This is a genomic window from Spirosoma luteum DSM 19990 (assembly GCF_000374065.1).
Classification (GTDB): domain Bacteria; phylum Bacteroidota; class Bacteroidia; order Cytophagales; family Spirosomataceae; genus Spirosoma; species Spirosoma luteum.
The window spans coordinates 26,023-38,271 of the sequence record NZ_KB893251.1; the positions used below are offsets into that span (position 1 = coordinate 26,023).

Sequence of the window (12,249 nt, forward strand, 5' to 3'; positions counted from 1 at the left end):
TTGGCGGTGCAGAAACGACACCACAACGGGGCGGACTATTTCTCCAGCTCCAGCACCAGGGCCGTTTTGGCGGGCAGTTTTATTCCTTTTAAGTCCGTCAGCTTCTCATCGGTCAGTACATTTCTGGCGGATGAGAAACCACTCATCCGTTCGGAGAAACGGGCCGTATCCAGGCTTATTTCCTTCTCGGTGCTGTTGGTCGCTACCATCACCGTTTTGCCCGCATCGTACCGAAAATAGACGTACGTACCATTTTGTGGCAGGTACTGCGTGAGTTTCCCCGAGTGCAGCGCGGGTGTAACCCGGCGGTAGTTCGCCAGTTTTTTCACAAAATTGAACGCGTCGTTCTCCTTGTCGGTACGTCCGGCAGCCTCGAACTTATTTTCCTTGTCCCCCGAAAAACCACCGGGAAAATCACGACGCACCTCGGCATCCGACGGGTCTTTGACGTTCTTCATCAGAATTTCGGTGCCGTAGTACATCGACGGGATGCCGCGCGTAGTGAGCAGCCAGGTCAGACCAATTTTGTACTTATCGAAATCCTCGCCAATCACGGACAGGTACCGGTCGGTATCATGGTTATCCAGGAAAGTGACAAGTTTGGTCGGGTCGGTATACACCACATCCTGCGCCAGTGCCTGATAGGGGCGGTTTACGCCATCGTCCCAGCTAAAATTCTGCTTTAATCCATCCAGCATGGCCGAATACAGCACAAAATCAAGGCCCCCCGGTTGATTCGACTTGAACGGGAAGTCAATTTTATTGCGAGTATAGTACGCCTGATCAACGACGTTATTGACTCATGACTCCCCAAAAATGTGAATAGTTGGGTATTGCTCCATCAGGGCCGCGTTGCAGCGATTCATAAAGGGCAAATCGTTATACATGTACGTGTCCACCCGCCAGGCATCTACGCCAAACTCCTCCACGGTCCAGATGGCGTGCTGAATCAGGAAGTTAGCCACGTACGGATTGTTCTGATTGAGGTCGGGCAGGAACGGTACAAACCAGCCATCGAGGGTGACGCGCCGGTCGGTTTCGGCAGCGTGGGGGTCCGTAATGGGCTGGTATTTATAGGAAGTATTTGTGTAGGCAGGCCACTGGTGAACCCAGTCTTTGCTGGGCATATCTTTGATAAACCAGTGATTAATACCAACGTGGTTATATACGGCATCCTGCACCACTTTAAACCCGGCCGCATGCGCCGACTTGATGAACGCGGAGTAGGCCTGATTGCCACCAAAACGCTTGTCTATGGTATAATGGTCGGTGAACCCGTAGCCATGATAGGCCGAGCGCATGACCCCGCCCTCGTTGGTAAGGGGCTGGTTATTCTCCAGCAATGGCGTGAACCAGATGGCGGTAACACCCAAATCTTTCAGGTAGTCGAGGTGTTTGGCAGCCCCGGCCAAATCCCCTCCATGCCGGTAAAAAGGATTGGCCCGGTCGGCGTTAGGGTCGGCCATATCGGCAAACTTGTCATTGGCGGGGTCGCCATTGGCAAAGCGGTCGGGCATGGCCAGGTAGATAAAATCCGCCGAGGTTACACCCGTTCCTTTGGGGGTTTTGTCGCGGGCTTTCAGAACGAACGGTTGCGTAAGCGTCTGGTTGCCCCGCTTTCCCGTTAGTTTGAGGGTCCCGGCTTTGGCCGTGGGCGAAATAACCAGGTCCAGGAAGGCGTAGTTCGGGTTTTCGACCGTGTGCGTTTTAGCCAGTTTAACCCCCGGATAGTTGAGCGAATAGGTCAGTGTTCCGGCATTGGGGCCATACACCATCAGTTGCACCGTCGGGTTCTTCATTCCCACCCACCAGTTGGTTGGGTTGACGCGCTGAATACGGGCATCCTGGGCAACGGTGACACGCGCCATCAGGCTCAGCACGAAAAAGAGCGTAGTAGTTAGTTTTGTCATAGGTTAGCAAGCGGTTGACATACGAATAATGCAACAATAACGAAAAATAACGAAAAATTTTAGCCGAAAAAGGCCATAGCTTTGCGGAAATGTGGCTGGTACCTTACGCTAACCTGAATTGATCTGCCCATATGTATATGGAATCGGCTGTCCCGACGATGGACAAATTAATCATTTACCAGATTTTCACCCGGCTGTTTGGTAATCAGAACACCACCAACCGACCGTACGGAAGTCGCGACGAAAATGGCGTCGGTAAATTCAATGATATCAATGAAGCGGCCCTCAAAGCGATCCGTCAATTTGGGGCCTCGCACATCTGGTTCACCGGTGTTATTGAACACGCCACCGAAACCAATTACAGTGACCAGGGTATTCGTCCTGATGACCCAACGGTAGTGAAAGGGCGGGCAGGGTCTCCTTACGCCGTAAAAGACTACTACGATGTTGACCCCGACCTGGCCGTCGACGTACCCAACCGCATGGCTGAGTTTGAGGCTCTGGTACTCCGAACCCAGTCCCACGGTCTGAAAGTAATCATTGACTTTGTGCCGAACCACGTGGCCCGTCAGTATCAATCCGACTGCAAACCGGCGGGCGTTGCAGACCTCGGCCAGAACGACGATACCAGCCTTGCCTTTTCATCCGCCAATAATTTCTACTATTTGCCGGGGCAACAATTTGTTAGCCCGGACCAGGACTCGCTTCAGCACCGTGCGGAGAGCACACCCGTTCCGAAGCTGACTGAGTTTCCGGCCAAAGTAACGGGCAGTGGTTCCCTCACCGCCACCCCCGACATCAATGACTGGTACGAAACGGTGAAGTTGAATTATGGTTACAATGTTTTCGACGGCAGTTTACACCTTGATCCGATTCCGGTTACCTGGCATCAGATGCTCGATATTCTGCTGTTCTGGGCCGAAAAAGGCGTTGATGGATTCCGTTGCGATATGGCTCATATGGTGCCGGTAGCTTTCTGGAACTGGGCCATCAGCCGCGTGAAACAGCGTTACCCACGCCTGATTTTCATTGCCGAAATCTACGATCCGGGTCTGTACCGTTCGTTCATTTTTGAGGGTCGTTTTGATTATCTCTACGATAAAGTAGGGCTGTACGATGCGGTTCGGCGGCTCATGGAAGGGCATGGCTCCTGTTACGAACTGACCAGCGTGTGGCAGCACGAATCCGGCGACTTTGCCCAGCACATGCTCCGGTTTCTGGAAACCCACGACGAACAGCGTATTGCTTCCCGTTTCTTCACCAACGATCCCTGGGCGGCCATCCCCGGTATGACCCTGGCCGCCACCATGCACACGGGGCCTGTTCTGCTGTATTTTGGGCAGGAAATTGGCGTACGGGCCGAAGGCGTTGAAGGCTTTAGTGGCGATGACGGGCGCACGACTATTTTCGATTACTGGGGATTACCGGACTGGCAGGGCTGGCTCAATCAGGGTCGGTACGATGGCGGTGGCCTGACCGATAATCAGCGCAGTCTGCGGGCTTTTTACCAGCAGTTGAACCACCTCGTCATCAACTCCGATGCCATTCAGAACGGTTATTTTTACGATTTACAATACGCGAATGACAATGGGCAAAGCCCGGGGTACGATGCACATCAGGTATATAGTTACCTGCGCTATACCGAACGGCAGCAGTTACTCATCGTCTGCAATTTTTCCAGTAAAAACACGCACAGTACTACTATCACCATTCCACAGGCTGCCTTTGAGGCTATGCAGAAAGATGCTGCCCGAACGCATTGGTTCAGTGATATTTTCATGAGCGATACCCGGATTGAGACATCCGGTCTGGCGGGTGTACCGATTCATTTGCCCCCCCGTTCGGTGCGGGTATTTGAAATAAAATCGTAAAAAAAGGCTACTTTTAAGTAATCTCTTCGTCAACATACTAGAGTAGACCTTAATTAAGTTCCTGTGCGCAACCTGTTTACTACCCTTCTTTTGCTGTTGCTTTCACCAGCCGGACAGGCTCAGGGAATTGTTCTGCCCAGTAACCTGAACTCACTGACCATTGTGGGGGGCAAAACACTGGCCGAAACGACCATTAAAATTGGTAAACAGTTTATCGGTAACCCGTACACCCCACATACGCTCGACGTGAATCCTACCGAACAACTGGTTGTTAACGTTCGGGAATTCGATTGCACCACCTACCTGGAAACCGTACTGGCCCTTTCATTAACCTGGCAGGCTGTATCCGTTAAACAAAATCCAGCCCTGTTTGATGAAACGTTTCGCCAGTATCTGACCCGGCTCCGGTATCGGGATGGGCGGATCGAAGGCTACGCCAGTCGATTGCATTATTTCTCGGACTGGCTGCGCGACAATGAACAGCACGGCCTTTTGACCGATGTAACCCATGAACTACCGGGCAGTATCTCCGTAGCGAAATCCGTTTCTTACATGACCGCGTCGATGTATCGATACCCCCGCCTGCAGGACCCGGCCATCTTTAAACAGGTGGCCCGAACGGAAGCATCACTGAGTCAGCAGCCCTTTGCTTTTGTACCGAAAAAGAACATTCGGCAGGCCGAAGCGCAGCTTCAGGACGGGGATATCGTGATGCTGATGGCCGCCCGGCCCGGTCTGGATATGAAGCACGTTGGCCTGGCCGTCCGACAACCTGATGGGCGCATGCATCTCCTTCATGCCTCCTCCGACCAGGGTGAAGTAGTAATTACGAAGTACCCTATAAGCGATTACCTGCTGTGGCATAAACACCTGTCGGGCATTCGGGTAGCCCGACTGAAATGAATAGTGAAGCGTTAACAATGTAGAATAAACTCTTAGAGACTGATTATCAGCATAAAATATTTTTCATTCTACATTTTTCACTTCTCCTTCCTTACTTCTCCAGCTCCAATGGTACTATAGTCGAGTTTTTCACTTCGGCCATCACAAAAAAGCTGCTGATGTGCAGCGTACCCGCAATAACGGACAGGTGTTCCTGGTAAAAGCGGTTGTAGGTTTCCATATTACGGCTAACAATCTTGAGCAGGTAATCGAACGTACCCGACACCCGGTTACACTCTACTACATCGGGCAGTTCACAGATGGCCGCTTCAAAAGCCGCAAACGCATCGCGGGTTTGCCGGTCGAGCGTAACCTGGCAGTAGACCATCAACAGGTTACCCAGTTTTTTTCTGTTTAAAATCGTCACGTAACGGTCGATGACTCCTTCCCGTTCGAGTCGCTTTATTCGCTCATGAATGGGGGTTTTGGAGAGGTTGATCCGCTTTCCAATTTCCTGAATGGTCATCAGTGCGTCTTGCTGGAGCAGGGTCAATATTTTACGGTCGGTATTGTCCAGATTATCCATAACGGCATTTTTACGTATTTAACCCCTATTATTCGCTAAAAATAGATTTATTTCCTGTTTATAAGGCTGATTACAAGCTTATTTTCCAAAATAATGAGTAATATCAGAAAAGTAACACCGCCTTTTTACCTTTGTTTAAAGGCAATCCTACTAGGCCAAATCAATTGATCGCTCATGGTAATCGGTGTTCCCGCTGAAATAAAGAATAACGAAAATCGCGTTGCGTTGACTCCCGCAGGCGTTACCGAACTTCGGAAACGTGGCCATACAGTTTATGTACAGGTCAATGCGGGTGCAGGTAGCGGTTTTGAGGATGAAGAGTACATTGCAGCCGGTGCCATAATGCTCCCCACTATCGAGGCTATTTATGGTATTGCCGAGATGATCATGAAGGTTAAGGAGCCGATCGCTTCGGAGTATGACCTTATCAAGGAAAACCAGCTTCTCTTTACGTATTTCCACTTCGCTTCGTCGGAAGAACTGACCCAGGCCATGCTGGCCAAAGGGGCTATTTGTCTGGCTTACGAGACCGTTGAGCGGCCCGACCGTAGCTTACCCTTGCTGGTACCTATGTCGGAAGTAGCCGGTCGGATGGCGGTTCAGGAAGGAGCCAAGTACCTCGAAAAACCCATGAAAGGTCGGGGTATTTTACTGGGTGGTGTACCAGGGGTTAAGCCCGCCAACGTACTCGTGCTCGGTGGAGGTATTGTTGGTACGCAAGCCGCCAAGATGGCCGCCGGACTGGGGGCGCAGGTCACTATTATGGACGTAAGTCTGGCCCGGTTGCGTTACCTGTCAGACATCATGCCGCCCAACGTGCAGACGATGATGTCGAATGAGTATAACATTCGGGACATGATCAAAATCTGCGACCTGATTATCGGGGCGGTACTGATTCCGGGTGCCAAAGCACCTCACCTCATCACCCGTGAAATGCTGACGCAGATGCGGCCGGGTACGGTGTTGGTCGACGTAGCCGTGGATCAGGGCGGATGTATCGAAACCTGCCGGCCAACTACGCACGAAGACCCTACGTTCATCATTGATGGTGTAGTGCATTACTGCGTAGCCAATATGCCGGGGGCTGTTCCCTATACCAGCACGCTGGCTTTAACCAATGCAACCCTGCCTTACGCGCTGCAACTTGCCAACAAAGGCTGGCAACAGGCATGCCGCGACAACACAGACCTGAAACTGGGACTGAATGTAGTAGGCGGTAAAGTAGTGTATCAGGGAGTGGCCGATGCCTTCGGCTTGCCATTAACCGACGTAAATTCGGTATTGACTCAGGAAGAAGAGTCAGTACGCTAAAAATATTACTTATTCATCGATAGACGCAGGCCATACTTTTCGGAGTATGGCCTTTTTTTTGGGTCTTAGCTCAGATATTTCGCCACCAAAACAGCCCACTCCTCGTCCAGCGAACCCTCAAAATAGGGTTCTCCCGCCCGACGGTACCAGTAGTTGGCATTGAACCGGTCGCCTTCTTTTCGGTGCAGGTAGGCGTGCAGCCGGTCGTAAGGCGGGGTGCCCTCCCGGCCTTGCGCAACGTTATGGGCGGCTTCCCAATGGCCGCAGCCATCATACCAGAGCCCCTGTAGAACCGGATGGATACCCGCTGGCGGCTCTGGCTGCGACAGGGTAGTTTTGAACTGCTCAATGGTCATTTTACGCTGAATTTTTCGGGTAAGGCTTTTTGCAGGTACGATTCATAAGCCGGGGTAACATACACCGTATAGGTATCCAGCCGCACGGCCCGGTAGGGTTGCTTCATAACGCGGGGCAGCAGTTCACCCAGCTTCTGAAAATCATTGTTTGGAATAATAGCCAGGTCCGCTTTCTCCCATTGATTTTTGGTAGGCCAGATGTTGTAATGTTTGTGAAAAAACGGAATCAGGTAATCAAAGACAAACACATTTGAGCGTGCGGGAATAACATGGGCGAGTTTTTCAACAACGGCTACATCCGAAGCCGGTAACAGCGGTTCTTTTTCAGGGTCATATCGGTGCGTCACCAGATTACGAAGACTGGCAAAGAACCGGAAGTCGGGCCGGGCGTACTGAACAATGGGCAGCTGTATAACTACGAGCACTACACAGACCGAAATCCACTGCCTGCCGGAAGCCTGCTGCCTGCCGACACCGAATATAAGCCACACAAGCAACGTATACACCACGGAGAACGCATAAACCAGTACAAACCGGGGTGGCCACGTAAGCGATACCAGGTCAAATAAAGCATTGGTTCCGTAATAGGTGCCCCCCTGTACCCAGTTAGAGAGTAACAGCGCCAGTTGAGCTACTGCATAAACCAACAGAACGCTACCAGTTTGCTGCCAACCGGTCCGAAACAGTCCGTATGCCAATAAGCCGATGGAGGGCAACAGGAGCAGGACCGTTTGCCCCAGCAGACGTAGGTTCGTACGAATAAACGTTGCATCATGCAGGCCGTTACCAATAGCAGCGAGAGCCTGCTGCAGCCGGGGTTCAGGCTCGGCCGAATGATTTTTGTACGACAAAAAAAGCATCCCTGCTATAAAAACGGCCGCCCAACCGCCCAACACCCGCCAGAATACGGACCTGGTGAGTATACCAAAAACATTACGCTCCCGATTGGTAGCCAGGTACTGAAGGCACAGATAGGCCAGGTGAATAGCACCCACCAGCAGAGCACCGTCTTCTTTTACCAATACGATCAACGCACCCGTTATCCAAAACCAGGTTGACTGACGCGTGTACAAGGCCAGAAAAAAGAGAATCGACAGCGGGAAATAGGTCAGTTCAGGATGCCAGCCAATGCCAGGGTGGTCGTTGAGCCAGAACCAGACAGGTCCCAGCAGCAACACACTTAAGGCGGCCCAAACAGCCCAGGAAGCCATTTGTCGGCTAAGCTGACGTAGTAACAACCCATAACTCAAGGCTAACAGGCCCACCTGAACGGCAAAAGCGCCGTAGGCACCACCCAGGTAGATGAGTGGCCCCCAGAGCAGCATGGCATAATTGTTATGAATCCGGTCATCGTAGCCCCAGATGTTTTCGTACAGCAGCGGCCTGCCATCCAGCCAGCTGCACGATGCCTGAAGAAAAATGTACATGTCGTTGTAGGTATAATACAACGCATTGAACCGGGCAATTTTGAAGCAGAAAAATAAGAGTAGTATCAGGCTGCTCGTGGCAACCGGAACAATCCAGCGTGATTTCATAACATACTAACAGTGGGCCATTTGCCAGCGATTTCAGCAAGTTGCGCCCGGCAAAATTCTGTTTACAGCCACTGCTCACGCAGAATACCATTTAGTTTTTCGTACGGAATCGTGACCTGAACCGGCCCCACCGCGTAAGCAGCTATTTCGTACGGATTGTAATAGAAAATAAGGCCATTTCGGGTCGTACCAACGTTGTCGGGTAAAAAGAAATGACCCTCGCGCAGAAAATATCCTTCTTCTTCCAGGTTAGCATTCGGCTTTATTTTCTGCTGTTGCCGGAAGGCTTGTTCTACTAGGCCGAGCAGGGCCGTAGTATCATCAACCATATCGTCCAGCGTCAGCATCCGCCCCGTTTTTCGGTCAAATGTATAAAAACTCAGGCCTGAGTTGGGATGAGCACCACCCGTATAGGCGTACGTTTCGACTTTTACGGTCAGGGCTTTCGCGCTTGAATGAACGGTATCGACCCTGGTTTCCAGTTGCCAGCAGCCGCTCAGGCTTCCCATATCTTTCCGCACCGCTTCATAATCCAGCGCAAACAGGGAAGCAGCCTTGTTCAGATTGGTTTTCGCATCCGGATTAGTGGCCACCGTTGTACTATCGAGCCAGCCCGTCAGGCTACCGACAGCTATCAGGTGGAGACTATCATTAATTTTTCGGGTCCCTTCGGTATCATCCTCTAATAAAAGGTAGGATACGGATACATCGACGCCGGTATTGCTGGCGCTATCGCAACGCGTTGCTCCGCCAAAGGTATATTGTTGTCGTCGTAAAGATGGAGGACCCGATTGCGTTAACTGACAGGCTGACAAAAAACTCACTAAACCGAAAAAGATCGGCACAAAACAGCACTTCATAACGATAAAATAGAGTAATAAGAGGAAGTCAGGTATAAACGAGTTGACGACTGGCTAAATACCCAATTCCATCCGATTATCCTTCGTTACAAACTTAACAAATCTTTGAACCGAATAGCCTGCCGCCGACTAATTTCAATCTTGTCGCCCCCGCGTAACGTCACCAGCAGCCCCCCGCTGAACCAGGGTTCAATCTTGTCAATCCATTGCAGATTGATGATATGCTTGCGGTTGGCCCGGAAAAAAGTGCTGGGGTTGAGCCGGTCTTCAAGGGCATTCAACGACTTTAGTACCAGTGGTTTTTGATCATCAAAATATAGTCGGACGTAATTGCCCATGGATTCAAACAGCCGAACCTTGCCCAGTTTGACGAACCAGCATTTTTCCCCGTCCTTCACGAAAACCTGATCATTTTCGCCCAAAACCTTTGAGGAAGTTCCTAAAGATGACCCCGCATTTTCGGGAACGTGCTGTTCTTCCTCTACCCGGTGAATGGCTTCGGACAGGCGGGCCAGTTCGATGGGTTTGAGCAGGTAATCGAGTGCGTTGAACTCGAAGGCTTTGATGGCGTACTCATCAAAAGCCGTTGTAAAAATTACTTCGGGGGTTTTGCCTTCGATAGACTGTAGCAGCTCAAAGCCGTTTTTTCCCGGCATCTGAATATCCAGAAACAGCAGTTCCGGCTCCAGTTCATCAATCATGGCCAGCGCTTCATCGGCATTGGCCGCTTCACCAATAATCTGAATTTTTGGGAAATTTTCGAGTAGCCGACGTAGTTCATTACGGGCCAGGCGTTCATCATCAATAATAAGGGTTTTCATGTAGAAGGTAGTTGGTCAGTTAATTAGTTTATCAGTTGGTGGGTCAGAGAATTGGTCAGTTAGTTAGTGAGTTAATCAGTCGTTGGTGATGACGCGCCAGTACTGGCTACTGGTCAACTTTAACTGACCGACTTACTGGCTGATTTTCGGAACATGCCCTCCGATTGGGCGGGTATCAATATATCGGCACATACGATAGCCTCGTCTTCCTGAAAAATATCAAACCGGGCATCCGGGCCGTAGAGCAGTTCGAGCCGCTGGGCGGTGTTGGCCAGTCCGAAGCCGCCCGATGCTTCTTTGTCGCCCAGCACGCCGGTATTCCGGATAACGATGTGTAATTTATCGGAGCTGATGCTGGTATGCACTTCCACGAATCCTCCCCCAATGGCGGTGGACACTCCGTGCTTGATGGCATTTTCGACCAGCGTTTGCAGCATCATGGGGGGAACCTGCCAGAACAGGGTTCGACCGTCGATATTGATACGCGAGGTTAGCCGGTCTTCATACCGGACCTTTTCCAGGGCCAGGTAGTCTTCTACGGTTTTAATTTCTTCCCGTAATTCAACCGTTTTTCGCCGGTCGGCCAGCAGCGAGTTTCGTAGTAAATTGGACAGTTGTGTAATACTTTGCTGTGCCTTAACGGGGTTTTCATGCACGAGTGCCCGAATGCTGTTCAGCGCGTTGAATACAAAATGGGGATTTAACTGGGAGCGCAGCACTTTGGCTTCTGTTTCGCGGATGCTGGTTTTAAGGAGTATCTTCTCAATTTCGGCGTTTCTATTCTGCTCTACATAATGATAAACGGTGTAGGTCAGCACCCAGGTCAGCATACTTTTACCCCAGTTCAATATGTAGCCAAAAAACAGAAAGGGTTCGCCAACCAGGTGCTGCGGTACAATAATCTTATCGATGGGCATGTTGACCATCGTCATAATCAGGGCCAGCACCAGAATGGAAAGCAGCACGCGGGGTGCTATCTGAAAGAAGGGAAGCCGTACCCAGTTCCACCGACGAATCATTAATCGGTAGAGGTGGGTTAAGGTAATTCCCAGAAAAATATTGGCAATGGCCAGGTAAAGCACGTCAACGTCAAAGCCGTCCTCAAACAAATAGCCCAGATACTCCACCGCAAGAAGGAGCGACCAGCCGAAGATCTGACAGAACCAATATATTTTCTGCTTTGCCATAAACCTTTTCCCGGTTACCTACCAGCAGGAATTAAACGAATATACGGGCTTCGGCAGGCAAAGTAGTTCATCCCATCAATGAATGGATATATAGCGGTATTACCGGACATATGTGCCTGTTGACTGGTAATCAATTGTACAACGGGTTGCTACATCAGTGCCAGTGACAGCAGGTGAGCCGTATCATTGGCCTGTTCAATAGTAAACTGGGATGACTCGTACTGGTAGCAGATTTTGTACAGGCATAAATTACTGTGCTCGAACTGATCCATATCCGATAAAGGCCTGTTTGTAAGCCAGCAGAGCAAAACACGCATGGCGCGACCGTGCATGGCTACCAGAACGGTTTCTTCTTCCAGATGCGAGAGAATAACCTCCATGGCGGCTTTTTGCCGGGCGGCCACCTCGTCGGGGCTTTCTCCCTGATCCGTTGTTTGAGCGGTGTTTCCCGACGACCAGGCTTCGATCAGGTCCCGGTAATATTCATTATCCAGATTACCGGGAATTTTACCTTCCATCACGCCCCAGCAAATTTCGTTCAGCCCGGTCAGCTTTTCGTACGGTATGTTCAGGTCAAGGAATGGCTGGACAGTCTGGTACGTACGTTTCAATCCCGAAATATAAATCTTACTGAAGGGTACATGCTGGTAGGTCTCAAAAAAGGCTTGTGCCTGCGCCCGCCCCATATCATTGAGGTCTGAATCAACCCCGCTTCCCTGCACTACTCCCCGCCGGTTGTAATCCGTTTCGCCGTGGCGAATCAGGTATATTGTTTTTTGTATCAAACCTATTCCTTTGCTAACCGATAAATTTTCCCAAAATTGGCCCTTAAAATTACATAAAAACGGTGTACTAACCTGTTTCAAGGGCCAAGTTTCGGTGTTAACGTAAGTCGGCAACCCGTTTATCAGCTCAAACCGGAACGTTGGT

10 protein-coding genes and 1 pseudogene are annotated in these 12,249 nt (G+C 50.7%); 3 read left to right on the top strand and 8 right to left on the bottom strand.

Annotated elements, in window-relative coordinates:
* Positions 1-35: 35 nt before the first annotated feature.
* Positions 36-1,910 (bottom strand): annotated as a pseudogene (locus tag B156_RS32575) (glycoside hydrolase family 13 protein).
* A 131-nt stretch (positions 1,911-2,041) separates the two neighbouring features.
* On the opposite strand from B156_RS32575, the gene B156_RS0109660 reads away from it, so the two are divergent.
* Both B156_RS0109660 and B156_RS0109665 read left to right on the top strand, forming a co-directional pair.
* Complete coding sequence (locus B156_RS0109660; protein ID WP_018619486.1) at positions 2,042-3,781, top strand: alpha-amylase family protein; 1,740 nt, start codon at positions 2,042-2,044, stop codon at positions 3,779-3,781.
* A gap of 63 nt (positions 3,782-3,844) precedes the next feature.
* Positions 3,845-4,684 carry an N-acetylmuramoyl-L-alanine amidase-like domain-containing protein gene (locus B156_RS0109665; protein WP_018619487.1) on the top strand — a complete coding sequence of 280 codons (840 nt, stop codon included), beginning with the start codon at positions 3,845-3,847 and terminating at the stop codon, positions 4,682-4,684.
* A gap of 91 nt (positions 4,685-4,775) precedes the next feature.
* Here the strand turns inward: B156_RS0109665 and B156_RS0109670 are convergent, their stop codons facing one another.
* Positions 4,776-5,249 (bottom strand): Lrp/AsnC family transcriptional regulator, encoded by a 474-nt coding sequence (locus tag B156_RS0109670; protein ID WP_018619488.1) that lies wholly within the window; start codon positions 5,247-5,249, stop codon positions 4,776-4,778.
* A gap of 174 nt (positions 5,250-5,423) precedes the next feature.
* Between B156_RS0109670 and ald the strand changes: the two genes are divergently transcribed.
* Positions 5,424-6,560: an alanine dehydrogenase gene (ald, locus tag B156_RS0109675; protein ID WP_018619489.1), complete on the top strand. Its 1,137-nt coding sequence runs from the start codon at positions 5,424-5,426 to the stop codon at positions 6,558-6,560.
* Between the two features lie 65 nt (positions 6,561-6,625).
* Here ald and B156_RS0109680 read toward each other — a convergent pair whose 3' ends face one another.
* From B156_RS0109680 to B156_RS0109705, 6 genes are all read right to left on the bottom strand, one after another.
* A complete protein-coding gene (locus tag B156_RS0109680; RefSeq protein ID WP_018619490.1) occupies positions 6,626-6,916 on the bottom strand; it encodes a hypothetical protein in 291 nt (96 codons plus the stop codon).
* On the bottom strand, positions 6,913-8,451 hold the full coding sequence (locus B156_RS0109685) for a glycosyltransferase family protein (protein ID WP_018619491.1): 1,539 nt from the start codon (positions 8,449-8,451) through the stop codon (positions 6,913-6,915). The genes B156_RS0109680 and B156_RS0109685 overlap by 4 nt, the downstream gene beginning before the upstream one ends.
* Positions 8,452-8,513: 62 nt before the next feature.
* Positions 8,514-9,311, bottom strand: a complete 798-nt coding sequence (locus tag B156_RS0109690; protein WP_018619492.1) for a DUF3298 and DUF4163 domain-containing protein — start codon at positions 9,309-9,311, stop codon at positions 8,514-8,516.
* An 86-nt stretch (positions 9,312-9,397) separates the two neighbouring features.
* Positions 9,398-10,132 (bottom strand): LytR/AlgR family response regulator transcription factor, encoded by a 735-nt coding sequence (locus tag B156_RS0109695; RefSeq protein WP_018619493.1) that lies wholly within the window; start codon positions 10,130-10,132, stop codon positions 9,398-9,400.
* A 119-nt stretch (positions 10,133-10,251) separates the two neighbouring features.
* Positions 10,252-11,319, bottom strand: coding sequence for a sensor histidine kinase (locus B156_RS0109700; protein ID WP_018619494.1), 1,068 nt, complete (start codon positions 11,317-11,319; stop codon positions 10,252-10,254).
* A gap of 149 nt (positions 11,320-11,468) precedes the next feature.
* Positions 11,469-12,104: a histidine phosphatase family protein gene (locus B156_RS0109705; protein WP_026260732.1), complete on the bottom strand. Its 636-nt coding sequence runs from the start codon at positions 12,102-12,104 to the stop codon at positions 11,469-11,471.
* Positions 12,105-12,249 lie beyond the last annotated feature (145 nt).

Bases quoted from the DNA above. Each gene is read 5' to 3' on its own strand.
- B156_RS0109685 (WP_018619491.1), bottom strand. From the start codon at position 8,451: ATGAAATCACGCTGGATTGTTCCGGTTGCCACGAGCAGCCTGATACTA.
- ald (WP_018619489.1), top strand. From the start codon at position 5,424: ATGGTAATCGGTGTTCCCGCTGAAATAAAGAATAACGAAAATCGCGTT.
- B156_RS0109660 (WP_018619486.1), top strand. From the start codon at position 2,042: ATGTATATGGAATCGGCTGTCCCGACGATGGACAAATTAATCATTTAC.
- B156_RS0109695 (WP_018619493.1), bottom strand. From the start codon at position 10,132: ATGAAAACCCTTATTATTGATGATGAACGCCTGGCCCGTAATGAACTA.
- B156_RS0109680 (WP_018619490.1), bottom strand. From the start codon at position 6,916: ATGACCATTGAGCAGTTCAAAACTACCCTGTCGCAGCCAGAGCCGCCA.
- B156_RS0109700 (WP_018619494.1), bottom strand. From the start codon at position 11,319: ATGGCAAAGCAGAAAATATATTGGTTCTGTCAGATCTTCGGCTGGTCG.
- B156_RS0109690 (WP_018619492.1), bottom strand. From the start codon at position 9,311: ATGAAGTGCTGTTTTGTGCCGATCTTTTTCGGTTTAGTGAGTTTTTTG.
- B156_RS0109670 (WP_018619488.1), bottom strand. From the start codon at position 5,249: ATGGATAATCTGGACAATACCGACCGTAAAATATTGACCCTGCTCCAG.